The sequence below is a fragment of the Stenotrophomonas sp. STEN063 genome, from assembly GCF_056854515.1.
Genome location: NZ_JBXFWF010000013.1, coordinates 46,082 through 71,990 on the forward strand (window position 1 = coordinate 46,082; position 25,909 = coordinate 71,990).

Consider the following 25,909-nt stretch of genomic DNA (forward strand, 5'->3'; position numbering starts at 1 on the left):
AGCAGGGGAGGGTTGGGGAGGGGTGCTTTTGCTCTGGCGTCAGTTCTCAGCACCAACCAGCCCAGCCTCAAGCAACCGCAACTGATCCCAACCAACGTGATGCATCAGCTCGCGGACCACCACCAGCGCGGCAACGAAATCCGGGCGCTCGGGTAAATCCAGGCTCTTTGCCGGCATCCCCGCCGCTACCTGTGCCAGCTGGTTGAATGCCCGCTCGACTTCGTCGATGTCCAGCTCACAGATCGCCTGCGGCGGATAGCCCAGCACGCCCGGCAGGGGCGCCAGCACCGCATCGGCACACTCCAATACCTCCAGCGAATCCAGGCGCAAGGCTGGAATCCATGGCATCAAGGCATCTTCGGTGCTGGCGATGGCCTGTTCCATTGCCTGCTCCGAAGGCGGGAAATGCTGCAGTCCCGCCTTCAACAGCGAGGGCAGTGACAGCGACAGGCTGATATCCGTGCTCTGCCCAGCCTGCAGGCGGATCGCCTCTTCTTGCAGATATAGATGCATACGGTTCTCCACCATGCAGGGCTTTCGGCGGTTTCGCCGCGGGCCGTGAGCGTCTATGGTGCCGGGTCCGTCGTTGGTTGGGTGTACATGGATCGCAAACATTGGGTAATTGCCGTCATCACCGTGACCGGCGCCGCGCTGGCTGCCACCTTCGTGTGGGCGCCGCAGGCGCCAGCGCCAGCGGGTCCGCCGCCTACAGCGCTGGGCTGGCAGGCGCAGATCGAGTTGCTGGGTGGCGACGGCGTGGCGGGTAACAGCGCCGGCAAGGCCGCACAGACCCGCTTCAGTGATCCCTGGGGGCTGGCGATGGGCGGTGGCCTGTTGTTCGTCGCCGATGCCGGCGACAACAATCGCATTCTCTACCGCGGCCTTGACGGTGCCTTCCAGGTTCTGGCCGGTGGCACTGAAGGATTTGCAGACGGCCAAGGCGCGGCGGCGAAGTTCAATACGCCGTCGGGCATCGCCCTGGATGGGCAGGGCAATCTCTATGTGGCCGACACCGGCAACCATGCCATCCGCAGGATCAGCGCGCAGGGCCAGGTCACTACCCTGGCCGGTGATGGCACGCCGGGCTTCGCTGATGGCAAGGGCGCGCAGGCGCGCTTCAATGGACCAATGGGCGTGGCGGTGGCTGCGGACGGCCGCGTTTATGTCGCCGATACCTGGAATGACCGCATCCGCGTGATTGCTACCGATGGCACGGTCAGCACCCTGGCCGGTGGTGCACTGCCGGGTTGGGAGGATGGGCAGGGCGCACAAGCGCGTTTTGATACACCGACCGACCTGACGTTCGACAGCCACGGCAACCTGTGGGTCGCCGACCTGCAGAACAACGCGCTGCGCACGGTCAGCAGCACCGGCATGGTCAGTACCCGGGTTGGCATGCCCAACGCCGATCGGGTGCTGTGGGGGCCGATGACCCTGGCCATCACCCATGACGACGTGGTCTATGTTGGCGAGCGGCTGAGCGGCCGCGTGGTGCAGCTGTCACCACACGGCCATATCGTGGCCGTGGCGGGCAACGATGCCCAGCGCTTCGCGCGCCCTGCAGGATTGGCACTGGCGCCGGATGGCAGCCTGCTGTTGAGCGACGCGGATGCCTATCGCATCCATCACCTTGTGCCGCGCACAGCGACAGCTGCTGATGTACCTGCGCAACTCGGGCCGTCGCCGGACAATCCGCTACCCGCCAACCAAGGCCGCTGGCCACTGGCACCCCAACTGGGTTGGCATGAAGTCACCGGCACGCTGGGCGAGGTGCGTGGCAACTTCAGCGGCGAGAGCCGCCACCACCTGCACAGTGGCTTCGATGTGCGCGGTGATGTGGGTCAGACCGTGTTGGCCATCGCCAGTGCCAAGGTCAGCAGCCCGGCATCGACCTGGACGCTGGGCGGCCAGGCCGAGGGCCTGTCATTGGACAAGCTCGACTACATCCATATGAAGGTTGGTCGCGATGCATCCAATCGCACACTGGATCCGGCACGCATGCAGCTCGTCTACGACGAAGCCGGCCAGCTGGAGCGCGTGCGTGTACGCCGTGGCACGCGCTTCCAGCCCGGTGATGCGCTGGGCAGCATCAACAACCAGGCGCATGTGCACCTGGCGATTGGGCCGTCGGGCTACGAGCGCAATGCGGTGCGGCTTGGTTTCTCCAACTACGCCGACCACGTGGCACCGAAGATCGACGACATCGCCCTGCTCGACAGCAACAACCAGCGCCTGATCGACAAGGTCGATGGGCGCCTGCAGGTGCCGCGCGATGGCGGTGGCCTGCAACTGGTGGTGGAGGCCTGGGACCAGGTTGACAACAACCTGCCGCGACGCCGGCTAGGCCTGTACAGCCTGGGTTACCAGATACTCGACGCCACTGGCCGCGCGCTGCCCGGCTACGAACAACCACGTACCAACATCATCTTCAACCGCATGCCACCGCAACGCGAAGCGGTGAAGCTCGCTTATGCGGCGGACAGCGGCATCACCGTGCATGGCAGCAGCAGTACCCGCTTCCGCTACGTGCTGACCAATACCGTGCGTGATGGTTTGTTGGCCAGCGGCGAGCTGCAGCCGATGGAGTTGCAGCCGGGCAACTACACGATCCGGATCACCGCGAAAGACTACAGTGGCAATGAAGCTGCGCTGGGCAACAGGCTCGACATCAGCATTGCCCAGTGATTATGCGCCCGCGTCTGCTCTGTAGGTGGGGGAATGACGGTTTGCGCTGATCGGAGTTGGCCACGGATGGAATCACCCGTGGCCAACCAGCTTCGGCGCGTCGCTTACCAGTCGTACTGCAGCTGCAGGCGGGCGTAGCGCGGCGTGGTGTAGTACTTGCCGGCCCGGTAGTTGTAGAAATCGGTGATCGTGCCTGCCGAGTTGTACGAGTACCTGGTCTCATATACCTGCAACGGTTTGATCGAGTTGAAGGCATTGAGTACGGAGAGCTGCATGCTCAGGCCTTGGGCCCATCTCGGCTTGTACACCACGTTGGGGCTGACGTTGAGCGTCCACGGCGTGCGGCCGGACCCGCCCAGCCTGGAGATGTCGTCTTCGCCCACATTGCAGGTGTGGAATACGCCGGCGTAGCCGTACTCGGTACCGAAAGTGCCCGTGCCGCCGCCGAGGCAGCTGATCGGTGCGCCCGACTGCACCTGGATGTTGGCACCCACCTGCCACTCGTCGTTGAAGTTGTAGCCGCCGTAAAGCTTGAAGGTATGGCGATGGTCGTTGAACAGGTAACCATCGGCGCCGTACATGATCTCGGCGAAATCGAAATCCGAGGTGGTGCCGGTATCGCTCTGGCCATTGGTGCTCTTCACCAGACCTTCGTAGTTGCCGCTGAGCTTGGCCCAGGTGTAGTTGAAGCTGGCATACCACTTGTCGGTGTGCTTTTCCGCAGCCAGGGTCAATGCCTTGTAGTAACGCTTGGCCTCCGGGCCCAGCTTGTCGGCGGCAACGGTGAGGGTTTCAGCGCTGCCGTTGCCGTCCACATCCAGGCTCAGGGTCAAGTCGCGGCCCGGGTTGTACAGGTAGCAACCCGGCAGGCCTTCCCGCACGCCCCACTCGCCGCCCCAGCTGGAGACGTCATAGCCGGCGTCCTCGGCAACGTGGTACAGCTGGCGCGTGTCGCAGGTGTCATCGATGACATTGTTGATGCGGCGGTAGGTGGCTTTTGCACTGAGCGTCCATGCATCGAGCCAGCTTGTGTCCGAGTGCAGCTCATACTGGTAGCCGAGGATGGCCTCATCCTGGGTATAGGGCTTCAAGCCCTTGCTGGCGACGGCCTTCGGGTCCGGGGTGCTGCCGTCTTCGCCGTTCACGACAAAGTCGTATGCGCCGCCGGCATAGGATCCGGTGACATTGGGGACGCCGCTGACCGGGTCATAGCCGCTATAGCTGTAGTAGTTGTAGGTGTAGTACGAGGCAGATGCAGCGCGCAGCGCAACATTGGCGGCGATCGGCAGTGAGTAGCGGCCGAGCGATGCATACAGCTTGCTGCTACCGTCACCGAGCACGTCCCAGGTGAAGCCAAGGCGTGGTTGCCAGATATTGTCCTGCTTGACGAACGTCGCGCCCGCGCCGTTCCTGTTCTCGAACGAATCGTTGCGGACGCCGACGTAGAGCATGAAGTTGTCGGTGATCTGCCAGTGGTCATCCAGGTACCAGGACTTCTGGTCGATGCCAATTCCGCCGCCAGTGCGGAAATTGATCAGGTAGGCATAGGCTGGGGTCAGCCGCCAGTAGGCACCTGCCGAATAGGAGGTGCCTGCGGTGGAATCCCAGTCTTCGTCGCTGTAGCCGCCGCTGAGCTTGTGCTTGCCCAGTTGCCACTCCAGGTCGAGGCGAGTGTTGCTGCGCTTGTCATGGCCGCCCTGCATGTTGACGGAGCTACTTACCGCGCAGCCGATCTGTGCGCCGTTGGTGTCGATGACGTAAGGGCATGCGCCGCTGTCGCCGTCGATGCTGCCATCGTAGGCACTCACGGTGCCATCGGGGCTGATGGTGAACTGTGAGTTGCGGTTGCGCATCTGCCCGTATTGCAGTGACGCGGTCAGGGTGTCGGTCAGGTAGCTGGTCCATTTGAAGATGTCGGTCTGGCCGCCACTCTTGCCAACCAGTTGCCCGAATGCTCGTACCTTGGACGGCTCACCGTTGCTGCCATCGTTGCTATAGGCTGCATTGAAATAGTCGTAGGTATAGCGGCTGCTGTTGTCAAAGCCGGTGTACTCGATGTGATTCGCATCATTGGGGTACCAATCCAGCTTGACCAGCCAGTAGGGGCTTTTTGAGTCGTAGTCGTAGGCAGTCGTGTCCAACGAGGCAGGAACCACCGGTGTGTCCGGGGCGGTGGCATTGCGGATCTGGCTGCCAACGCGGGAGCCATAGAGGGTTTGTTTGGAGCGGCCGAACTCCCCCAGGGCGAACACGAACAGCTTGTCCTCGATCAGCGGGCCACCAACCCATGCGGTGTAGGTATTGGAGCTGCTGCTGTTCCTGTCGTAGGAGCGGAGCAGGCTTCCGTCGGTGCGGAAGGTATCCGGCGCTTTCTCGCGCAGACCGGCGGGGACACCCGCCCAACTGAAACCGCCCTTCCATTCGTTGCTGCCGCGTTTGACGTTGACCGAGGTAACGCCGCCGGTGGAGAAACCATACCGTGCACCGTAGCCACCGGTCTGGACGTCGAGCTGGTCGATGGCCTGGAATGGCACTTCAGAGAACGACAGGCTGTCGTACAGATTGGTGACGTTGAAACCGTCGACGTAGTAGCTGTTCTCTGCTGCCGACGCGCCACCGAACGAGGCTGGGCCGAAGTAACCGGAGCTGGCGACAGTGCCTGGTGTAAGCAGCGAGATGCTGGTGATGTCGCGACTTACCGGCAAGGTGTTGAGCTGCTCGGCGGTGAAGGTGGTTCGGGTCTCCACGCTGGTAGCGTCAATCTGGTTTGGCCAACGCCCTCGTACAGTGATTCCGTCCAGTGAGGTGGCGCCGCCGGTTGCTACCAGATGGACTGTGCTTGCTTGGCCGGCGATCACCTGCACTCTGGCAGTGTTGACCACCGTGATGCCATCCAGCGTTGATACTTCGTATTCGCCGGTGGGCAGTGCAGGGACGCGGAACCTGCCATCGGCCGCAACCTGTACTTCGCGTGCATTGCCGGTTGTCAGGTTCCTCACCTGTATCCGATGTGATGCGGTGGCATTGCCGATGATGTCGCCGGTGGTGCTCTGGGCATGGGCCGAGGTCACGCATGCGCCCAGCATCAATGCCAGTGCAGCGCAGTGGAAGACACGCGTTGTCCGTGGGTAAGTGCTCATCGGTTCCCCTCAATGGAGTAGGTGGCAGGTGACTCCCAAACCTTGCGTTGTGAGTTCTTGCTGACTGAACTCCCACGGAGATTTGGCGACTCAGTCTGTTGCCTGACAAATTACGGCGGCGAATATGAGGGGCTCTGCTTTTTTTTATGGCCTTTTTTCATCTGTCAATTTCGTGAACAAGCGACTTGGAAAGACGGAATGTTCAGTGATGGACTTGCCTTTGCATTGTGTTGACGTTGGCGGGTACAGCACTTCGCAGTGCTGCTGTTGCAGCTAAAAAAAACCCCGGCGCCAGGCCGGGGTTTCAAGTACATCGTCAATGAGAGATTGCTTTGCTGCTTCGCTTCCTGATCAGAAGTCGTAGGACGCAGTCAGACGGACCGAGCGCGGGGCGGTGTAGAACGTGCCGATGCCATAGGTCTCCGAGATCTTCTTCGGACCCACTTCGTACGAGGGATCGCTCTGCAGCGGCTTCAGTTCGTTGAAGACATTGAAGACATTCAGGCCGAATGCGAGCTTGTGCTCGGCGAAGGCCGGACGGTACTGCACACCCAGATCCAGACGCTTGGTCCACGGCTGGCGACCTGCATCACCCGGACGCGACGGCTTGCCACCACAGTAGTGGTAGGCGGACTCGTAGCCCATCGGATCGGTGATGTCGGTGCCGTAGTAGCCCAGGCAGCTCTTTGGCATGCCCGAGGCGACGCTCAGCGTTGCCGACGCGGTCCACTCGTCGTTGAACTGATAGGCAGCAAAGCCCTTCAGCTGGTGGCGACGGTCGTTGGCCAGGTAACCACCGGCGTACTCCATCAGGTAGGAGCCGTCCCAGTCCTGGGTCTTGGACACGTCGTCCTGACCGATGTCCGACTTCACCTGGCCTTCGGTGTTGCCGAAGCTGCGCGACCAGGTGTAATCCAGGCGGCCGTACCACTTGTCGCTCATCGGGTGTTCCAGGAACAGGTCGATGGCAACGTAGTCACGCTTGGCCTTCTGGTTGCCGAAGCCCCAGTCGTGGCCGCTCATCTGCAGCTGGGTGTAACCCGAGCCGTCGACGTTGGCCAGCATGAAGGTGTTGGTCTTGCCCGGGTTGAAGATCAGGCAGCCCGGGATGGTCACCGAATCCGGGTCCACGCCAGCGGCGGACAGCTTGTCGGCCATGCGGTCCGGATCGCAGACGTCATCGATGGCAGCCTGCAGACGGCGATAGGTAACCTTGGCGCCGGTGTTCCAGGATTCACCCACGGTCTTTTCGAAACCGAGGATCAACTCGTCCTGGTACTGCGACTTCAGGTCGGTTGGCGCGACCGAGTACGGATCTGGTGCAACACCGTATTCGTTGTTCGACGACACCGGACCCGGGCCCAGTGCGTTCAGGCCAGTCGGGTTGCCGTCAGCATCGATGCCCGAGTAGGTGAAGTACTCGCGGGTATAGGTGGATGCAGAGGCGCCGCGGATGGCGACGCTGTTGGGCAGGGCCAGGTAGTAACGGCCAAGGTTGGCGAACACCTTCAGCGAGGAATCACCGAACACGTCCCAGCTCACGCCGGCACGCGGGGCCCACTGGTCACCGCTTTCAACATAGGCAACCGCCGAGCTGTTGAAGTTGGTGAACTTGTCGTTGCGCAGGCCCAGCGTGACCAGCCAGTTCGGGGTGATCTGCCAGCGGTCTTCCAGGTAGTAGGCCTTCTGTTCCACGCTCATGCTGGTGGTGGTGGAGAAGATGTACTTCTGCACCATGTAACCCTCGCCACCCGGCGCAGCGATGTTGAACTTGCTGTTCGGCGACTCGTTTGGATCGACCTGCGAATAGATCCACGCATAACCCGGGCCGGTCATCGACTGGCCTTCGTTGTGCGCGTTGTAATACATGTTGTCGATACCGGCCGTCAGCTCGTGGTTGCCGATGCGGTATTCCAGATCCACGCGCAGGCCGCGGGTCTTGCTGCCTGCGTCGCTGGCCTTGCCCGCATTGGTGGCCTGCGAGTTGCGGATCGGCGAGCCGCCGGTGATCAACGGGTCCTGGTAGGCGGAGCCGCTGATGTACGGCAACGGCGAGTCGCTGGGGTTGGACGCAAGGTTGTCCTGCTTGCTGCGACCGTAGGTGGCACTCAAGGTCAAGTCATCGGTCAGGTAACCGGTGTACTTGAAGATGTCGAAGGTGTCCTTGATCTTGGTGGTGTTCGGATAGACACCGGTACGGTCACCGCCGCTCAGGTCATCGTAGTCGAACGCGGTGTAGTAACCGGCCTGGCGGTCGGTGTTCTGGATACGGGTGTATTCCAGCGTGTTGTTGTCGTTGATGTTCCAGTCGATCTTGCCGTAGAACTTCGGCGAGCTGTAGCTGTAGTTGTTGCGTGCCTGCTGCGCCGACTCGATGTTGTTGGTGGACACGCCATCGGTCTTGTCGGCCTCGGCGGCCAGGTGCACGAACAGGCGATCTTCGATCAACGGACCGCTGACGTAGCCGCTATAGGTGGTCTGGGTCTTGCCGTCGCCATCGCGGTAGCGGTAGATGGAACCGTCACGCGGGTACCAGACGTCGCGCGGCGAGGCCGAAAGGCTTTTCGGCGACCAGGTGGTCTGCACGCCGAACTTCCATTCGTTGGTGCCACGTGCGCCGAGCTGGTTGATCACGCCGCCGGTGGAGCGGCCGTAGCTCGCGCTGTAACCACCGGTATAGGTTTCCTGCTGATCAATGGAGCCGTAGGGCAGGCTGACGCCACCCAGGTAGTTCAGCGGATTGGTGACGTTGTAGCCGTTGATGTAATAGGCGTTCTCGGAAACGCTGGCGCCACCGAAGGACAGTACCGAACGCGAGCCATTGGTGAACTCGCCGCTGCCGGCGATCACGCCCGGTGCGAGCAGCGCGATCGACTCGGCGCTGCGGCCCAGCGGCAGCACGGCCAGCTGCTCGGCGGTGACCACCGACTTGGAAACGGTGTTGCTTACGTCGATCTTCGGGATGTTGGCAGCGGTGACAGTCACCGCATCCAGGGTGGTTGCACCTTCACTGCCGAAGGAGACTTCGGTGCCGGCGCCGACGCGCAGCAGCACGTTTTCGCGCTTGTCGAGGACCTGGCCATCACGTTCCAGGCTGATCGAGTACTTGCCCACCGGCAGCGAGCCGAGGTTGTAGCGGCCATTGGCGTCGACCGCGACGCTGCGCTTGAGGCCGGATTCGTTCTGGACGGTGATGGTGGCACCGGCGGCAGAGGGGGCGCTGCCGAACAGGGAACCGGTGGTGCTCTGGGCAGCGGCGGCGCCGATGACCGAGGTGAGGACGATGGCCAGCGCGGTGCGCTTGAGCCGGGTGACGTTGGTGCTGCGGGTCATCAGATTTCCTTGGTTCATTGATCTTGCAAAGTGCTGTTGCAACCGCGCTGCACGGAAATGTAGTTTTCGTTACAGCTGAACGAAATCTTAATTTCACTTACAAGCTATTTACAATCTCAGCTGTAACTAATTTCAACCAATTGATAAATAAAGAAAAAAACTTTACGAATGAGAGTTTGCTCGCGTTCATTTTCGCGACTCTCACTTGCTCGCAGCCGCACTGAGGGCCGTTTCAAAAAAAAACCCCGGCCGAGGCCGGGGTCAATCACGTGTCAGAGAGTCATCTTGTTGGTTGGCTAGAGTCTGGCGTTGCCACGGTGTAGTGCTCTTCGTGGAGAAGCGACCCCGCTCGGGGGCCGCTTCGTTCTGCCACAGCGGGTTTCTTAGAAATCGTAGGTTGCAGAGAACATCACGTAGCGCGGGGTCTGACGGGCAATCGGCACCATGTAGGTGTTGGACACCGTGTATGCGTCTTCTTCCGAAGTCACATCCACCTGGGTCGCCTTCTGCTCATTGAGGACATTGAACACCTGCATGCTGAAGGTGACCTTTTCGTCGAAGTACGACGGACGGTACGTCACGGCCAGATCGACGTTCTTGGTCCAGGGATTACGACGTGCACCCGGCTTGGCGATGCTGCCCAGGCAGGTGTGGTAAGCAGCGCCGTAACCGATCGGATCGCCGGCCGTAGTGCCCTCGTTGATGCCGCCGTCCGGGTTGTAATAGCCCAGGCAGCTGATCGGCGAGCCGGACATCACGCGGATGTTGCCACCCACCATCCATTCCGGGGTGATGGCATAGCTGCCGAACAGCTTCAGCTGATGGCGACGATCGTTGGCCAGGTAGCCGTTGGCGAAGCGCATCATCTCGGCAGCATCCCAGTCCTGGGTCTTGGAGATGTTGGTCTGGCCGAACTCGGACTTCACCTGGCCTTCGTTGTTGCCTTCGCTCTTGCTGTACGTGTAGTTCACGCGGCCTTCCCACTTGCCGTCGAACGGATGCTCCAGGTACAGGTCGATCGCCTTGTAGGTACGCTTGACGCCTTCATCGAAGCCCCAATCGGAGCCGTTCATCTTGATCTCGGTGCGGCCGGAGCCATTGACGTTCTTCAAGCTGAAGGTGTTGCTGCCGCCCGGGTTGAACATGTAGCAGCTGGCGACTTCAACCGAATCCGGATCGATCTTGTTGGCGATGAGCTTGTCGACGATCTTGCCGCTGTCGCAGATATCGTCGATGGATGACTTCAGGTCGCGATAGGTGAACTTTGCACCGTAAACCCAGTCGGAACCCCAGGTCTTCTCGAAGCCCAGGATGTACTCATCCTGGTACATGTTCTTCATGTCCTTGGGGGCGAAGGCCAACACATCGACCGGCACGCCATATTCGCCGTTTGACGACACCGGACCCGGTGCAGGTGCACCGTTGAGGCCAGGAACCTCGACAAGGCCGGTGGGCAGGCCGCTGGCATCGACACCACTGTAGGTGTAGTACTGGTAGGTATAGGTAGATGCCGATGCGCCGCGGATTGCGACGTTGTTGGGCATTGCCAGGAAGTAGCGGCCAGCGTTGCCGAACACCTTCAGCGAGGCATCACCCATCACGTCCCAGCTGAAACCAAGACGCGGTGCCCACTGGTCCTTGGCATCCATGTAGGACTGGCCGGCGTCGTTCTTGTTGGTGAACTCGTCGTTGCGAAGGCCGATCGAGAGCAGCAGGTTCTCGGTCACCTTCCAGCGGTCTTCCAGATACCAGGCCTTCTGGTCGAGCGACATGCTGGTGTTGTTGAAGTACTTCAGCTGGCGAACGTAGTAGCCCTCACCACCCGGCGCACCCACGCCCAGCGACGGCGAGATGTTGGTGGCGCCGCTGCTGGCCTTCCTGTATTCCCAGTAGTCGGCAACCTGCGACGTGCCCTCGTTCTTTGCTTCGAACTTGATGTTGTCCACGCCAACACTGAGCGTGTGGTCGCCCACCACCCATTCCAGGTCAGCGCGCAAGCCGCGGGTCTTGTCCTTTGCATCAATGGACTGGTAGCCACCCTGGATGTTCTTCACCTCTTTGCCGCCGTTGGCAGCCGGGTCCTGGAACGCCGAGCCTGCGATATACGGGGTGTTTGCGAGGATGCTCGGGTTGACCTGGCGGTTGGTGAAATCGCTGGTGCCGTAGGTGGCATTCAAGGTCAGATTGTCGGTGAGGAAGCTGGTGTACTTCAGGACCCGATAGTCGGTTTCCTTGATGATCGGTGTCGGTACGGTGGAGAGCTTCGCACCTTGAGTGAAGGTGTCCAGGTCGTACGCACGGTAGTTGCCGCTGTAGTCATCATTCTGCTGGAACCAGGTGGCCTCCAGCAGATTGTTGTCGTTGATGTTCCAGTTGATCTTGACGTAGTACTTGGAGTTGTCGTCCTCAGCATGGACGCTGCGGGCATTGCCGAGCGTGTTCGGATTGGTCACCGAGTCGGTCTTGTACCACTCACCGCCGGCAAAGAAGAACAGCTTGTCCTGGATGATCGGGCCGCCCACGTAGCCGCTGTAGCGGGTAGAGCCGAATTCGACGCCTTTGCCGCTCTGATACTTGGTGCCAGCCAGATCCGGATCCGAGTAACCCCATTCGCACTTCTCGTCCTTGTTGGTACCGCAGGTCGATGGCAGGTTGGGATTTGAGTTGTACTGCGACAGGTCGATGTCGGGCAGGTACAGGTCGTCGCGGCGCGAGCGCAGGGACTTCGGTGCCCAGTCGATCTGTGCGCCGAACTCCCACTCATTGGTGCCGCTCTTGCCGACCTGGTTGATCACGCCACCATCGGAGCGACCGTACTTGGCGCTGTAGCCGCCGGTGTAGGTTTCCTGCTGGGCAACCGCAACGAACGGCAGGCCGGAGCCGCCCAGGTTGGAAAGCGGCTCGCCGGTGAAGTAACCGTTGATGTAATACGCATTCTCCGAGGCGCCAGCACCGCCGAAGGAGACCAGGTTGGCCAGTGCGGCGTAGCCGCCGGCGCCGCCCACCGCGCCTGGCGCCAACATGGCGATGGCTTCAGCGGTACGGCCGATCGGCAGGCGCTTGAGCTGCTCGGCGGTAATCACCGTGCGCGTATCCACGGCGGTGAGATCTATCGCCGCTGCGGCGGTAGCGGTGACATTGACCGTTTCCAGCGTGGATGCGCCGGCACCGCTGCTGGCGAACGAGGCATCCGTACCTGCGCCCACGATCACCGACACATCACGTGTGCCGATGACCTGGCCATCGCGCTGCACGTTGATCTTGTAGTCGCCAATTGGCAGGGAGCTGATGCTGTAGCGGCCGTCAGCACCCACGGTCACCGTGCGCGAGAAACCGGCATTGTTGGTGACCTGGACGGTGGTACCTGCTTCGGCCGATGGCACCGTGCCGTAGATGCTACCGGTGGTGCTCTGCGCATGGGCAACGCCGGCGAGGCACAGGGTCAGGGCAGCGCTCAAAGCAGCCCGTTGAATGGTCTTGCGATGGGTCATCTCTCTCTCCGAAATGGGTGTTCTCTGGCAGGCATCAAGTTAGATACCTAAATTCCAGGTGAACGAAAGATAACGCTGGTTACGCGTGAAAGTTAATAGCCATTCATTAAATTTTCCGTAAAAATTTTCATTTTCCTTTTAAATCATTGCCTTGCATGTCAAGGCACCAAGGTAATGGATGACGCCATTTTGCCCTTCCTCGTATTCAGGCTCTCGGAATCGAGGCAATGGGCGCCCGGCTTGCGAGCCTGCTTCCAGCAACCAGGTATTTCCCCATCTGGGCCTTGGTGAGTCGGTGCCGCGACCTGCGATCAGCAGGCCGACGACGATCGGTAGTGCGTTTTCTCTGGGGCTGCCTGCGAGCCCGAGATGGTGTGGCCGAGTGCACAGGCCACCCTGGAATGTGCCAAGTCCAGATTGGCCGCAGTTCTGCTGGCAGGCGATGGAAGCGTCATGCACACACGGCCGAAGTGGCCCCGGTTGGTGCAGCGAGGTCGGTGCTGATCCATGCAGAAAGGGACATCGGCAGCGGGCGAATGGCGCCGCTATTGGAGGACCGCAAGCCTTGCGATCAGGAAGACGTGGATGGCGGTTTGATCGGTCCGGATACGGGGCTCGACGATTGCCACGTTGAGCACTGCCCGCTGAGCGAAGGCGCTGGCAGGTATGCAACCAGGATCAGCTGGGACCAGCTGGCCATGCGGGGCGTGGATCATCCTTCATTGCCAGCGCCGCCTTGCTGTACCGCAAAACGCGCTCACGCCCCGACCCGCACCCGCTCTGCATCCAGGTCATCCACGGCCCGCACCTCGATACTGCCGTACGCCGCCCACGGGAATTGCCGCGCGATGCGCATGGCCTCACCGGCGTCAGCTGCCTCGATCAGGTTGAAGCCGGCCAGGATTTCGCGGGTCTCCGCGAAGGGGCCATCGATGATCCGTGACTGGCCCTGGCGGCTGCGCAGGGTCTGTGCGCCGCCAGGTGGCTGCAGGCGTTGTGACATCAACAGTGTGCCCTGCGCCTGGAGGGCATCGGCATGCTGCAGGCAGCCGCGCATCAGCGCGTCGTAGTCATCGGCAGGCACGGTCTGCAGCAATTGCGGGTCGATGTAGATCAACAGCATGAACTTCATGGTCCAGCCTCAGGCGCAGGGGTTGCACATGATGTCGCATCACGCCTGCTGCGTTGCCGCATGAATTCATTCATAAAAAGATGGAAGGACCTTGTCGAGGTTGCCAGCCACGCATCGTCGTACCTGATGTGTAGCGGGCATGCCGCCCGCAACGGAGCATGGCGATGAAAGTGATGGTGCTGGTGAAAGCGACCCCCGAGACCGAGGCCGGGGTGATGCCCACGGAGGCGGAGATCGCCGCGATGGGAGCCTTCAATGAGGAGCTGGTGAAGGCCGGAATCATGCTGGCCGGCGAGGGCTTGAAGCCCACGTCACAGGCCGCGCGGGTGCGTTTCGCCGCCGAGGGCCGCAGCGTGATCGATGGTCCGTTCGCCGAAACCCGCGAGCTCGTTGCCGGCTTCTGGTTGTGGCAGGTGCGCTCGCTGGACGAGGCGGTGGAGTGGCTCAAGCGGGCCCCGTTCACCCCGACCAACGGCAGTGCGGTGGAAGTGGAGATCCGCCCGTTCTTCGAAGCTGAAGATTTCGGCGCCGCCTTCACCCCGGAATTGCAGGCACAGGAGCAGCGTTTACGCGAGCAGATCGAACGCAACAACTGAACCCAACCCCGAGCAGCAGGAGCAGGACGATGAAATTGATTCCGTTTTTGGGCTTCAACGGCCAGACCCACGAGGCGATGGCGTTCTACGCCAAGGCGCTGGGTGGCACGGTGGTGTCGGAAATGAAGTACGGCGACATGCCGCCGAGTCCGGACATGGATGCGGAAGGTTGCGGCGGTTTCATGCCGCAACCGGAGCAGATCGCGCATTGCCAGGTCGAAGCCGGCGGCGCGACGCTGATGGCGGCCGATGGCCCGCAAGGTGCTGGTGGCAGCGCCACCACCATCAACGTCGACGTGGACAGCATCGAGGAAGCCGAACGCGTGTTCGCAGCCCTGGCCGAAGGTGGGCAGGTGCAGATGGCGCTGGCCGAAACCTTCTGGGCGCACCGCTGGGGCATGTTGCTGGATCGCTACGGAAAGCCGTGGATGGTCAACTGCATGAAGCCGATGCCGGCGGAGGGCTGAGCATGGGCAACCCGCAGATGATCTTCGTCAATCTTCCAGTGCGTGACCTGCAAGCCTCCAGGGCTTTCTTTGGCGCGTTGGGTTACAGCTTCAACCCGCAGTTCAGCGATGACAACGCGGCCTGCATGGTGATCAGCGACAGCATCTTCGTGATGCTGCTGGTGGAGCCGTTCTTCCAGACCTTCACCACCAAGCCGCTGGGTGATGCGCGCAAGCAGACCGAGGTGATCACCTGCTTGTCGGCGGTCAGCCGGCCAGCGGTGGATGAGCTGGTGGACAAAGCTCTGGCCGCCGGCGGCAGCGAACCGATGCCGGCGCGTGATTACGGTTTCATGTACCAGCGCGGCTTCGCCGATCTCGATGGCCACCTGTGGGAAATCGCCCATATGGATGGCGAGCCGGGCCAATAACCAGGAGACGATCATGGCTTACGTGGATGGATATGTGTTGCCGGTACCCAGCGTGAAGATCGATGACTACAAGCGCATCGCGCGCAAGGCCGGGAAAGTGTGGAAGGAACACGGCGCCTTGGCCTATGTCGAAGCGGTGGCCGAGGACGTGAAGCCGGGCAAGCGCACCTCGTTCCCGCAGGCGGTGAAGCTGAAGGAAGACGAGGTGGTGGTGTTCGCCTACGTGGTGTTCCGCTCGCGCGCGCACCGCGACAAGGTCAATGCCAAGGCGATGGCCGATCCACGATTGGCCGGCATGGGACCGAAGGACATGCCCTTCGATGGCAAGCGCATGTTCTGGGGCGGGTTCAAGCCGTTCGTGCAGTTGTGAGCTTCTGCTCCCTTTCGCGTAGCGAAGGGGAGGCTCTGCTCCCTCCCTTGCGCCGAAGGCGGAGGGGAGGGCTGGGGAGGGGTTGGCTTTTCGCATCATTAGTACAGGCCCCTGCCGAGCATGGCTCGGCACTATCGCCGTTCCTGCAAATGCGCTGCTTGCTTGCAGCAATTTCACCGCGATGCTCTGATCGCGCCCTATGAGCGATCCACAGCTGCAACGATTACTGGACACCCTTTGGCGCATGGAGTCGCCACGCCTGGTAGCGCGCCTGGCGCGCATGCTGGGTGACCTCGACAGCGCCGAGGAACTTGCCCAGGACGCGCTGGTTGCAGCCTTGGAGCATTGGCCAAGGCAGGGGATTCCGGACAACCCCGCCGCCTGGTTGATGGCCACCGCGCAGCGGCGGGCCATTGATCGGCTGCGGCAACGGCGCCTGCATGCGCAGCGGCAGGCGCAGATCATCGACGAACTGCAGGACTACAGCATGGGCGCGGACCAGTCCGACCATCTGGACGACATTGGTGATGACCTGCTGCGATTGGTGTTCGTCGCCTGCCATCCCGAACTGCCTGCCGATGCGCGGGTCGCGCTGACCCTGCGCCTGCTGTGCGGCTTGAGTACCACCGAAATCGCCCGTGCTTACCTGGTTCCGGAGCCCACCATCGCCCAGCGCATTGTCCGCGCCAAGCGGTTGCTGGCCGAACGCAAGGTGGCGTTCGAAGTGCCGCGCCTGCAGGAGCTGTCCGCCCGCCTGCAGTCGGTGCTGGACGTGGTCTATCTGGTGTTCAACGAGGGCTACACGGCCAGCAGCGGCGAGGACTGGATGCGGCCGGCGCTCTGCGAAGAGGCGCTGCGGCTGTGCCGGGTGCTGGCCGGATTGATGCCCAACACGGTGCCGGTGCTTGGTCTGCTGGCCTTGATGGAGCTGCAGGCCTCGCGCCTGCGTGCACGGACCGCCGCCGATGGTTCGGCCGTATTGCTGCTGGAGCAGGACCGCAGCCGTTGGGATTGGCTGCAGATCGCGCGCGGGCAGGCGGCGTTGGATCAGGCAACGAAGCTGGGCGGTGCCGATGACGCCTATGTATTGCAGGCTGGCATCGCCGCCTGTCATGCACGCGCAAGGCTGGCCGAGCAGACTGATTGGCAGACCATCGCCGTGCTGTATGCGCGCCTGGCGGAGGTGATGCCCTCACCCGTGGTTGAGCTCAACCGGGTGGTGGCGGTGGCGCAGGCCCAAGGTGCGTTGCCGGCCTGGAGCTTGTTGCAAGCGTTGATCGATGATCCGCAGCTGCAAGGCTACGCGCCGTTGCAGGCCGTGCGCGGTGACCTGCTGGCACGGCTTGGGCGTGCCGATGAAGCACGCCAGGCGTTTGAGCAGGCCGCGGCGCTGAGCAGCAATGCGCGTGAGCGCGAGGCGCTGCTGGGCCGTGCGGCAACCCTGCACTAAGACACTGCACATCGGCGCGCTGGGCTGGCTACACTCCGGGGGTTGCCTTACCACTGGAGTACAGCGTGAAACGAGTCGTAATCAGCCTGTTGGCGATGTCGGTATCCACAGCCCTGATGGCTGCCCCGCCCAAGTTTGATGGCGCGCGCATCTCGGCCGATGTCCGCGAGCTCGCCTCCGACGCCTATGAAGGCCGCTCCCCGGCCACCGCTGGCGAGGAAAAGACCATCGCCTTCCTGAGCAGGCAGTTCGCTGCTGCCGGCATGCAGCCGGGCGGTGACCTGCAGGACGGCAAGCGCCTGTGGACCCAGGCGGTGCCGCTGTTGAAGGGCGACATCGTCGGCAAGCCGGTGCTGTCGCTGAGCAGCCAGGGCAAGCCACAGACCCTGACCCAGGGCCAGGAGATCGCCGTGCGCGCAGCCATGAACGGTGCCAGTGCAGTGGATATCAGCAATGCACCGCTGGTGTTCCTCGGCTATGGCGTCAAGGCGCCGGAGCGCAACTGGGATGACTTCAAGGGCGTGGACCTGAAGGGCAAGATCGCCGTGGTGCTGATCAATGACCCGGATTTCGAGACCGGTGCCGGTGACTTCGACGGCAAGGGCATGACCTATTACGGCCGCTGGACCTACAAGTACGAAGAAGGTGCGCGCCAGGGCGCCGCCGGCGTGCTGATCGTCCACGAAACCGCCCCCGCCTCTTATGGCTGGGCGACGGTGGCCGGTTCCAATACCAACACCATGTTCGACGTGGTCCGACAGAACCCGGCCGAGGCGCACCCGGCGCTGGAAGGCTGGATCCAGCGCGACCTGGCGGTGGATCTGTTCAAGCGCGCCGGACTGGATTTCGAGACGCTGAAGAAGCAGGCGCAGTCGCGCGACTTCCAGCCGGTGGAGCTGAAGGGTGAAACCTTCTCGGCCAGCTACCAGGTCAAGAACGAGGTCATCACCTCGCACAATGTGGTCGCGCGCCTGGAAGGCAGCACCTATCCGGATGAAACCGTCATCTACTCCGGGCACTGGGACCACATTGGCGTCGGTGAGCCGGATGCGCGTGGCGACCGTATCTTCAACGGCGCGATGGACAACGCCTCCGGCACCGCCGCACTGGTCGAGCTGGCGCGTGGTTTTGCCACCCAGCCCAAGCCGCAACGTTCGGTGCTGTTCCTCGCCGTGACAGCGGAAGAGAAGGGCCTGCTGGGTTCGGAGTATTACGCCAGCAACCCCTTGTACCCGCTGGCCAAGACGGTTGCGGTGATCAACATGGACGGCATGTCGCCATACAGCCCGTCGCGTGACTTCGGCATCTACGGTACCGCCAAGGTCGAACTGCTGGATCAGCTCAAGGACGTGGCCAAGGGCTGGGACATCCGCTACACGCCGGACACCAAGCCGGAAGCCGGCCTGTTCTTCCGCTCCGATCACTTCCCGTTCGCCAAGCGCGGCGTGCCGGCCTTGTCGTATGGCGCGGGACAGGACTGGATCGACGGTGGCGTCGCCGCTGGCAAGAAGGCTTCCGACGAGTACACCGCCAAGCGCTACCACCAGCAGGGCGACGAATGGCAGGCCGACTGGACCTTCGCCGGTGCCGCGCGTGACCTGGAAGTGCTGTACACCCTGGGCGAGAAGCTGGCCAACTCGCGCGACTGGCCGAACTGGAGTCCGGAGGAGAGCTTCCGCGCGACGCGTGATGCGAGTGCGGCAGAGCGCAAGTGAGTTTTGAAGGCTTTGGAGGCTTGAAGGCTTGAAGGCTCGAAGGCTTGAAGGCTTGAAGGCTTTGAAGCCCCTCTCCCGCTTGCGGGAGAGGGGTTGGGGTGAGGGCAGCTTCTGCGCAGCGCGCAGCGCTGCCGTGCCTTCAGGCGTTACCGGTAAAGCCCCTGCCGAGCACGGCTCGGCACTACAAGTTCCTCTCCTGCGGGAGATGGGTTGGGGTGAGGGCAGCTTTGCTTTAGAGCGCAGCGATCCTGCGCTTGAGGCTTTACCGGTGAAGCCCCTGCCGAGCATGGCTCGGCACTACAGGCCCCTCGCCCTCCCGGAGAGGGGTGGGGGTGAGGGTCGGGGACCCATAAATACATACAGCCCCCAAGAATCTGGTCACCGCACCATCAAGGAAGACCCATGACAAACACCAGCGCCTGCGGCGCGATCCTGTGCCTGGTTGGCATCACCTCCTCGTTGTGGGCCTCTGCCGCGCCCTTGCCGGCAAACTGGCAGATGTTGCCGACCGCGCAGCAGGCGCCAGAGAAAGGCCTGCCGTCAGCCGTGCAGGCACCGTTGCTGGCCAAGCAGCAACGCCCGTTGGACAGGGTGGAACTGCTGGTGGCGTTGCCGTTCGAGCAGGTGCTGCCGGTGGTGCAGGCCAGCCTGGCACCGCTGGGCAAATTCAACGCACCAGTACAGCGCACCCGCGTGGCCTACATGGATCACGGCTGGGGCAATGTGCTGATCGCGCGCCGCCCGGAATTGAAGGCCGAGTTCATCCGTCGCTACCGCATGCCTGCGTTGCAGACGGCGGTGGAGCAGGGCGCCCTGCTGGCCGAGGAACTGCCGCTGCGCGAGCAGCGCCTGCAGCGCGATGCCACGGTCGATGCGATGAGCGACAAGCTGGCCGAATTGCAGCGCAGCTTCGCCAGCTGGCAGGCCAGCGCCGAACAGAAACACGGTGTACTCGGCCGCGCCAAAAGCACGATCGAAGTGCGGGTGATGCAGGTCGACGAAGCGCTGGGCAAGCCGGCCACGGCAATCAGCTTGAGCCGAACCGACGACTGGCCGAATCCGAACGGTGGCATCGTCGACCAGCTGCGCGAGTTCAACGTGATGGGCGGTGGGCCCTCGCCACGTCTGAGCCGCCGCCGCGTGCCGGAGGCGGTGTTCACGCCGGTGTACGACGCCTTGCGCGCGCTGCCCGGTGCTGCCCTGCAGATCGGCGTCGGCGCCAGTGATTGGCAACTGCCGGCGCAGGCAGACGCTCGCATCGTCGAACCGACCTTGACGGCACCGGGCGGCAACAAGGACGCGACCGCAGCGCAACGCCTGCTGCCCTTCGGCAGTGGCGACTACTACGACATGCGGCCGCTGGCCGACGGCAGCGTACTCCTGCTCAGCAGCTATCCCGAGGCCTTGTGGCGCTGGGCGCCGGGCATGGGGGAGAAGCCGCAGCGTCTGTGGCAAGCCAGCGCGGATGCCGGCCGCGCTGGCCTGAGCGTGGACCCGCAGGGCCGCACTGCCTGGCTGGCGGTACAGCAGCAGATCGTGGAGTACAGCCTGGACCAGCAACGTGCGCTGGCACATCCGCTGCGCTGGGCAGCCGGTGTGCGTCAACCGATCAGCGGCGGCTGGAAGTGGACGCATGACACGCAAGGCCGACCGGTGCCGTACGACCATGCCCTGGACGGCGGTGGGGCACTTCGCGATGTGCTGCGCGTGCTTGAGCCGCAGGCGACGCCATCGGCCGATGGTGAGCCGTGGATCTATGCGCAGCGTTTCGATGCGCCACGGCAAGGTGTGGTTGGTGGCTATCCGGGCAACTCGCTGGTCAAGCCAGTGCGCTGGGACAGGCCGGGGCAGGGTTTCTGGATCGAGGACCCGGCAGGCTTGACCGAGTTGGATGGCACGACCGGACGGGTCAGTCGCGTGCTGACCCTGCCACGCCGCTTCGGCAAGGTCGATGGCAATGACGACACCGGCATGGCGCAGTGGGTGCCAGCGCCGCTGGGCTCGGCCAAGGGCGGTTGGGTTGCGGTCGGCTTCGTGCTGATGGAAGGCAATCGCCGCGACCCGGGCATGCATGTGGTGGATCTGGCCAGCGGCAAGCTGCGCTATTCGTTGGCGTTGCCGGGGCTGAACGCATTGAATGCGGCAACGGCCTCGGCCGATGGACGTCTGCTGGCCTTGGGCGGCAACGATGGCGGCACCCCGGTGCTGGCGGTGTGGAATCTTGAGTCGGGGCAGTCGCTGTCATTGAATGCCAGCCGCTCCGCCTGCTGGGACCTGCGCCAGCTGCATTGGGCGCCGCAGGGTGACGCGCTGATCGGCCTGTGTGGCGATGGCGTGGCGCGGTGGGCGCTGCCGGCAGAGTGGAGGTCCCGGTGATGCAGGTCGGATTTGTAGGAGCGGCGTAAGCCGCGACGCAGGTCGATCATCTGATTGCGGGCTTGTCCGGCCCGTCATTGCTGCCGCCTTCGCGGCTTACGCCGCTCCTACAACGGCCCGGCTTTTCCATCCCCGCCAATCCGGGCTTGGTCGCCCTTTTCCGGGTTTCGTCGCAGGCTGCTTGCAGCCTGTCCGGCGGCGCCTATGCTCGATCCCAATCCCTACGGTGACTGCCCCATGTTCGCCAGCCTCTTCCTCGGTTTCCGCATCCTCGCCGCCTGGGCGCTGACGATTCTCGTCGCTGCGTTCCTGTGGAGTGGCTTGTTCAGCGGCATGGACCAGTCACCGGGCTGGATCTTCGGCCTCGCTGCGATGGCCTTGGCATTGTTCGCGCTGACTGCCGTGGTTGGCCATATCCGCCGCGTTACCCTGATTGCTGATCGCCTCGACGCACAGTCGCTGGCCAATCGCCATCGCCGCCAGGTCGAGCTGCCGCTGGATGCGCCCACCGCATTCGCACTGCTGGAGCAGGTCATCGGGCAGATGCCGCGTATCGAACGCCTGGAGCGCTCGGTTGGCACCTTGCAGCTGCGCGCTACCCAGCGCCGCGCCGATCCCTATGGCGAGCGTCCGCCATCGCGCTGGAATCCGATGGCGCGGCTGGCGATCAAGCACAACCAGATCACCGCCCGCGTGATTCCCGGTGCGGACACCAGCAGCGTGACCCTGTTCTTCGAGCCCGATGCCGGCGCATGGGTTGACCTGTGGCTGCTGGATGAAGGCAGCAACTATGAGAACGCCGAAGCCATCACCCATGCCTTGAGCGGCAAGGTTGCCCAGCAGCGCCGCGAAGAACGCGCACAGGCTGCACGCACCGAGGCCGAAAAAGAACTCAGCGTGGCCCGTTTGAACCTGCTGCATGCCCAGGTGGAACCGCACTTCCTCTACAACACGCTGGCCAACGCGCAGGTGCTGACCCGCAGCGATCCGGCCCGTGCCGAGCAGATGCTGGGGCACCTGATCCAATACCTGCGCAGTTCCCTGCCCGGCATTGACCAGTCGGTGTCCACGCTGGGACAGGAACTGGAGCGGGTGAAGGCCTATCTGGAGATCCTGCAGATCCGCATGGGCTCGCGGCTGACGTTGCAGATCGATGTGCCCGAGCACCTGCACGGCGTCAGCCTGCCGTCGATGTCGCTGCAGACCCTGGTCGAGAATGCGATCAAGCATGGCCTGGAGCCCAAGAGCGGCGGCGGCACGGTGTGGATACTGGCGCGCGAGCTGGATGGTCAGTTGACGATCACCGTCGCCGACGACGGCCAGGGCATCAGCACCGACAACAGTGGCACCGGCATCGGCCTGAAGAACCTGCGCGAGCGCCTGCGCCTGAGCTGCGGCGAGCAGGCCACGCTTGCGCTGGTTTCCAACTTCCCCAGCGGCATGGCCGCCACCATCAGCCTGCCCAAGCAGCTTGCCTCGCCACCGCCGGTCGTCGCCGCCGCAACGACAGCTGCGCCGGCAAACAACGCGCCGGGACAGGCAACAGTGAATATCCCGGAGCTGCCCCGTGCATCTTGAAGCCCTCATTGCCGAAGACGAGCCGCTGCTGCGTCAGGCCCTGGTAGCCCAGTTGCAGCGCCTGTGGCCTGAGCTGGACATCGTCGCCGAATGCGAGGACGGTGCCGCCGCACTGGAAGCGCTGGAAACGCACAAGCCCGATCTGGCCTTCCTCGACATCCGCATGCCTGGCATCACCGGCCTGGACGTGGCCCGCGCGCTGCAGCGGCTGAGCCCGCACACCGAGGTGGTGTTCGTCACCGCCTACGATCAGTACGCGATCAGCGCGTTTGAACAAGGCGCGGTCGACTACCTGCTCAAGCCGGTCAGTGATGAGCGGCTGGTGGCGACCCGTCAGCGCGTGCTGGCGCGCAGGCAGAGTGGCAACACCGATCCAAGCGTGCTGGAGCGGCTGTTGCAGCAGCTGGCAAGGCAACCCACCGCGCCTTTGGCCGCACCGCCGCTGGCCTGGATCACCGCCAGCAATGGCCGCGAAACCCGCCTGGTGATGCTGGACGAAGTGCTGTATTTCCGCGCCGACAGCAAATACACGGTGGTGGTCACCGCCGAGGAAGAACTGCTGCTGCGCAGCTCACTGCGCGAACTGACGGCTGCCCTGGACGCCAACAGCTTCCGCCAGATCCACCGCGCCACCATCGTCAACATGAAGGCGGTGGCGGCGGTGAGCCGCGATGACAGTGGCCGCGGCGTATTACGGCTGAAACAGCGCAGTGAAACGCTGATGGTCAGCCAACCCTTCATGAGTCTGTTCCGCGGCATGTGATGCCGCCCCCGCTTGCCGGAGTATTGCCATGCATTACCTGACAGTTTTGATCGGCAGCCTGCTGTCGATGCTGGGCATCCATGAAACCCCCGGGCAGACCTCGGTGACCCGCATCAGCGGTGAACAGAGCCTGCTCAGCCGCACCACCGTGAAAAACGGCGTCAGCCGTTTCCAGTGCCTGCAGAGTGATAGTGGTCGCTGCAATTATCTGCTGTACCGCGAGCATTGCAGTGGCGCAGCCGATGCACAGCTGTGCCGGCGTGAAGGCCTGGGCGAGTTTGTCGTCGTGGTTGGCGCCACCCGTCAGCTCAGTGGCTTGCCCAGTGGGTATTCCCAGCAGGTAACCCTGCAGAAATAAAATCGCCGCGACGAGCGCGGCGATGGGTTTCAAAGCGTGCGACTGGTTCAGAACGCAGGCTGTAGCCGCAAGCCATCGTCACCGATGTGATTGAGCTTGCCGACCAGTTCCGAATGCTGCCGCATGCGTCCGAGTTCACGCATGATGCGCACGTCCTCATGACGCAGCTCGCGGGTGCTGGTGACGGCCTGCTTGTAGTCCAGGACCTCCGGATAGTGCTCAGCCATTTCCAGCGCCTCGGCCACTTCATCCACGCTGTCGGCATCGGAGCTGATGCGGGCGCGGCTGTTGAAGGCCTTCATCCAGCGCTCGAAACCGGCGGTATGGTCGAACATGTTGGCCATGAACCAGATCACGAACAGGATCGATACCCATGAGCCGAGCACGATCACCACGCGGGTGAAGGTGATATGGAAGTCATCGCGCCACAGGTAATTGGTGATCAAGCCAAGAATCAGCAGTGACGATGCCTGCCACAGCACGATCGAGGCCATCAGCCACTGGCACTTGGCCTTGGCCAGTACTGACACTTCCTCGCGTATCTGCTGATCGCTCAGGTTTTTCCAATGATCGACCTGTTTCTCGAACGGGCTGTTGTACAGCTCGTTGTCTTGCAGCAGCAATCCCAAACCTTTGAACAGTGCGATCATGTTGAGCTCCTTGCAGATACTTGCTGGAACGAGCGACGGATGCAGGTTGGTGCGGTCAGGCAGGCTCAGTTCTAGCACTTTCGTCGCACTTGGCAATGGGGGCGGTGCGAAGAACCGACCGGCGGTGTTTGCCGTGACACCGTGACAGCGCGGATTTTTTGCGGTGCGTCATCGTCCAAGCCGAAGGACGTTTCAGTTTTTGTCGAGTTCTCTGCTGCGTTCGCACATGGGGCGCCGGTCGCTGGCACCGGGGCTTGACGGCGGCTGTACGGTTGCCGGATCGGCGGCTCAAGCAAGCCAGCTGCGCAGCCGGACCGGTACGATAGGCACCATGTCATCCCTGTTCAGCCCCGTCTCTGCCGCCGCCACCGCCCATATCCGTCGCTGGGTGCTGGACGCCTTTCCACGTAACCAGAACGGCGTTGAATACGACACGCCGCTGGCTGACCCGGGCTGGTTCGGGCCGGGCAGTGTTACCTGGCGTATCCATTCCGAGTTCCCCGGCATGTTGGCCGGCGGCCTGTGTGCGCTGATGCTGCAGTTGCTGCACCCGCGTGCCTTGGCTGGCGTCTACGACCACTCCAATTTCCGTGAAGACCTGGTCGGGCGGCTGCGCCGTACCACCAGCTTTGTCGCCGGTACCAGCTATGCACCGGCAGCCGAGGTCGAGAAGCTGATCAGCAAGGTTCGGCGTATTCATGCGCAGGTGGTGGGCACGCTACCCGATGGCCGCACCTATGCCGCTGATGATTCGCAACTGTTGACCTGGGTGCACGTCACCGAAGCCTATGGCTTTCTGGAAGGCTGCCGGCGCTATTGTCGTGAGGTGCCGACTGCCATCGCTGATCGTTATTACGACGAGTATCGACGCGTGGCCGAGGCCTTGGGCGCACGTGATGTGCCAGCCAGTGAAGCGCAGGTGCGTGAGTACTTCCAGGCGCAGCAGTCGCAGTTGAGGATGGATGAGCGTTCACGCGAGGTCTTGGAGGTGCTCAGCGATGTGCGCTTGCCGGTGCCATTGCCGGGCGTGTCGCGCGATGTGTTTCTTGCCGCGGGTGCGGCCTTGTTGCCGGAGTGGGCGGTGCAGCTGCTCGGCCGCAGCCGCGGCCAGCAGTTGCAATCGGTGGTGGCGGCGCGGGTGCTGCGCAGCGTGGCGCCGTTGTTCCGGATTGCCTTGAACGATGGCATTTCGACGCGTGCCTGCAAGCGGGTAGGGCAGGACCCAGCGATGCTCTCGGCCTGGCCTGATCCGGCGTAGTGCCGAGCCATGCTCGGCAGGGGCTTTACCAGCAAAAAGCGACCCCTCCCCAGCCCTCCCCTTCGCTGCGCGAAAGGGAGGGGGGTGTAGTGCCGAGCCATGCTCGGCAGGGGCATTATCGGGAATGCCTCTTGCCG

18 protein-coding genes are annotated in these 25,909 nt (G+C 62.9%); 12 read left to right on the top strand and 6 right to left on the bottom strand.

What is annotated here, in order from left to right; all coding sequences use genetic code 11:
* Window positions 1-39: 39 nt before the first annotated feature.
* A complete protein-coding gene (locus AC1VWL_RS05500) occupies window positions 40-513 on the bottom strand; it encodes a hypothetical protein (protein ID WP_482986041.1) in 474 nt (157 codons plus the stop codon).
* An 87-nt stretch (window positions 514-600) separates the two neighbouring features.
* On the opposite strand from AC1VWL_RS05500, the gene AC1VWL_RS05505 reads away from it, so the two are divergent.
* The gene (locus tag AC1VWL_RS05505; RefSeq protein ID WP_482986042.1) at window positions 601-2,685 is read left to right on the top strand and encodes an NHL repeat-containing protein; all 2,085 of its coding nucleotides are present in this window, start codon (window positions 601-603) and stop codon (window positions 2,683-2,685) included.
* Window positions 2,686-2,789: 104 nt separating this feature from the next.
* Here AC1VWL_RS05505 and AC1VWL_RS05510 read toward each other — a convergent pair whose 3' ends face one another.
* The 4 genes from AC1VWL_RS05510 to AC1VWL_RS05525 form a co-directional block, all read right to left on the bottom strand.
* Entirely contained in the window at window positions 2,790-5,825 is a 3,036-nt protein-coding gene (locus AC1VWL_RS05510) for a TonB-dependent receptor (RefSeq protein ID WP_482986043.1), read from the bottom strand.
* Window positions 5,826-6,176: 351 nt separating this feature from the next.
* A complete protein-coding gene (locus tag AC1VWL_RS05515; protein ID WP_482986044.1) occupies window positions 6,177-9,158 on the bottom strand; it encodes a TonB-dependent receptor in 2,982 nt (993 codons plus the stop codon).
* Between the two features lie 383 nt (window positions 9,159-9,541).
* The gene (locus AC1VWL_RS05520; protein ID WP_482986045.1) at window positions 9,542-12,649 is read right to left on the bottom strand and encodes a TonB-dependent receptor; all 3,108 of its coding nucleotides are present in this window, start codon (window positions 12,647-12,649) and stop codon (window positions 9,542-9,544) included.
* A gap of 757 nt (window positions 12,650-13,406) precedes the next feature.
* Window positions 13,407-13,781, bottom strand: coding sequence for a YciI family protein (locus AC1VWL_RS05525; protein WP_482986046.1), 375 nt, complete (start codon window positions 13,779-13,781; stop codon window positions 13,407-13,409).
* A 164-nt stretch (window positions 13,782-13,945) separates the two neighbouring features.
* On the opposite strand from AC1VWL_RS05525, the gene AC1VWL_RS05530 reads away from it, so the two are divergent.
* The 10 genes from AC1VWL_RS05530 (at window position 13,946) to AC1VWL_RS05575 (ending at window position 23,864) form a co-directional block, all read left to right on the top strand.
* Window positions 13,946-14,377, top strand: a complete 432-nt coding sequence (locus AC1VWL_RS05530; RefSeq protein ID WP_481534361.1) for a YciI family protein — start codon at window positions 13,946-13,948, stop codon at window positions 14,375-14,377.
* 29 nt (window positions 14,378-14,406) lie between these two features.
* Window positions 14,407-14,844 carry a VOC family protein gene (locus AC1VWL_RS05535; RefSeq protein WP_481512334.1) on the top strand — a complete coding sequence of 146 codons (438 nt, stop codon included), beginning with the start codon at window positions 14,407-14,409 and terminating at the stop codon, window positions 14,842-14,844.
* Window positions 14,841-15,254, top strand: a complete 414-nt coding sequence (locus AC1VWL_RS05540; RefSeq protein ID WP_482986053.1) for a VOC family protein — start codon at window positions 14,841-14,843, stop codon at window positions 15,252-15,254. Before AC1VWL_RS05535 ends, AC1VWL_RS05540 begins: the two co-directional genes overlap by 4 nt.
* A 13-nt stretch (window positions 15,255-15,267) precedes the next feature.
* Complete coding sequence (locus AC1VWL_RS05545) at window positions 15,268-15,624, top strand: DUF1428 domain-containing protein (protein ID WP_482986047.1); 357 nt, start codon at window positions 15,268-15,270, stop codon at window positions 15,622-15,624.
* Between the two features lie 199 nt (window positions 15,625-15,823).
* Window positions 15,824-17,074: an RNA polymerase sigma factor gene (locus AC1VWL_RS05550; RefSeq protein WP_482986048.1), complete on the top strand. Its 1,251-nt coding sequence runs from the start codon at window positions 15,824-15,826 to the stop codon at window positions 17,072-17,074.
* A 65-nt stretch (window positions 17,075-17,139) separates the two neighbouring features.
* The gene (locus AC1VWL_RS05555) at window positions 17,140-18,789 is read left to right on the top strand and encodes a M28 family metallopeptidase (RefSeq protein ID WP_482986049.1); all 1,650 of its coding nucleotides are present in this window, start codon (window positions 17,140-17,142) and stop codon (window positions 18,787-18,789) included.
* Between the two features lie 402 nt (window positions 18,790-19,191).
* The gene (locus tag AC1VWL_RS05560) at window positions 19,192-21,165 is read left to right on the top strand and encodes a hypothetical protein (RefSeq protein WP_482986050.1); all 1,974 of its coding nucleotides are present in this window, start codon (window positions 19,192-19,194) and stop codon (window positions 21,163-21,165) included.
* 237 nt (window positions 21,166-21,402) lie between these two features.
* Window positions 21,403-22,743: a histidine kinase gene (locus AC1VWL_RS05565; RefSeq protein WP_482986051.1), complete on the top strand. Its 1,341-nt coding sequence runs from the start codon at window positions 21,403-21,405 to the stop codon at window positions 22,741-22,743.
* A complete protein-coding gene (locus tag AC1VWL_RS05570) occupies window positions 22,733-23,506 on the top strand; it encodes a LytR/AlgR family response regulator transcription factor (RefSeq protein WP_481534366.1) in 774 nt (257 codons plus the stop codon). The genes AC1VWL_RS05565 and AC1VWL_RS05570 overlap by 11 nt, the downstream gene beginning before the upstream one ends.
* Window positions 23,507-23,534: 28 nt before the next feature.
* Window positions 23,535-23,864: a hypothetical protein gene (locus AC1VWL_RS05575; protein WP_296252488.1), complete on the top strand. Its 330-nt coding sequence runs from the start codon at window positions 23,535-23,537 to the stop codon at window positions 23,862-23,864.
* Window positions 23,865-23,911: 47 nt separating this feature from the next.
* Here the strand turns inward: AC1VWL_RS05575 and AC1VWL_RS05580 are convergent, their stop codons facing one another.
* Window positions 23,912-24,514, bottom strand: a complete 603-nt coding sequence (locus AC1VWL_RS05580; RefSeq protein WP_282273375.1) for a hypothetical protein — start codon at window positions 24,512-24,514, stop codon at window positions 23,912-23,914.
* Between the two features lie 331 nt (window positions 24,515-24,845).
* On the opposite strand from AC1VWL_RS05580, the gene AC1VWL_RS05585 reads away from it, so the two are divergent.
* Window positions 24,846-25,772 carry an oxygenase MpaB family protein gene (locus tag AC1VWL_RS05585; protein WP_481534367.1) on the top strand — a complete coding sequence of 309 codons (927 nt, stop codon included), beginning with the start codon at window positions 24,846-24,848 and terminating at the stop codon, window positions 25,770-25,772.
* Window positions 25,773-25,909: the final 137 nt, after the last annotated feature.

Coding starts and splice junctions, on each gene's coding strand:
- AC1VWL_RS05500 (WP_482986041.1), bottom strand. CDS start 513: ATGCATCTATATCTGCAAGAAGAGGCGATCCGCCTGCAGGCTGGGCAG.
- AC1VWL_RS05505 (WP_482986042.1), top strand. CDS start 601: ATGGATCGCAAACATTGGGTAATTGCCGTCATCACCGTGACCGGCGCC.
- AC1VWL_RS05510 (WP_482986043.1), bottom strand. CDS start 5,825: ATGAGCACTTACCCACGGACAACGCGTGTCTTCCACTGCGCTGCACTG.
- AC1VWL_RS05515 (WP_482986044.1), bottom strand. CDS start 9,158: ATGACCCGCAGCACCAACGTCACCCGGCTCAAGCGCACCGCGCTGGCC.
- AC1VWL_RS05520 (WP_482986045.1), bottom strand. CDS start 12,649: ATGACCCATCGCAAGACCATTCAACGGGCTGCTTTGAGCGCTGCCCTG.
- AC1VWL_RS05525 (WP_482986046.1), bottom strand. CDS start 13,781: ATGAAGTTCATGCTGTTGATCTACATCGACCCGCAATTGCTGCAGACC.
- AC1VWL_RS05530 (WP_481534361.1), top strand. CDS start 13,946: ATGAAAGTGATGGTGCTGGTGAAAGCGACCCCCGAGACCGAGGCCGGG.
- AC1VWL_RS05535 (WP_481512334.1), top strand. CDS start 14,407: ATGAAATTGATTCCGTTTTTGGGCTTCAACGGCCAGACCCACGAGGCG.
- AC1VWL_RS05545 (WP_482986047.1), top strand. CDS start 15,268: ATGGCTTACGTGGATGGATATGTGTTGCCGGTACCCAGCGTGAAGATC.
- AC1VWL_RS05550 (WP_482986048.1), top strand. CDS start 15,824: ATGAGCGATCCACAGCTGCAACGATTACTGGACACCCTTTGGCGCATG.
- AC1VWL_RS05560 (WP_482986050.1), top strand. CDS start 19,192: ATGACAAACACCAGCGCCTGCGGCGCGATCCTGTGCCTGGTTGGCATC.
- AC1VWL_RS05565 (WP_482986051.1), top strand. CDS start 21,403: ATGTTCGCCAGCCTCTTCCTCGGTTTCCGCATCCTCGCCGCCTGGGCG.
- AC1VWL_RS05575 (WP_296252488.1), top strand. CDS start 23,535: ATGCATTACCTGACAGTTTTGATCGGCAGCCTGCTGTCGATGCTGGGC.
- AC1VWL_RS05580 (WP_282273375.1), bottom strand. CDS start 24,514: ATGATCGCACTGTTCAAAGGTTTGGGATTGCTGCTGCAAGACAACGAG.
- AC1VWL_RS05585 (WP_481534367.1), top strand. CDS start 24,846: ATGTCATCCCTGTTCAGCCCCGTCTCTGCCGCCGCCACCGCCCATATC.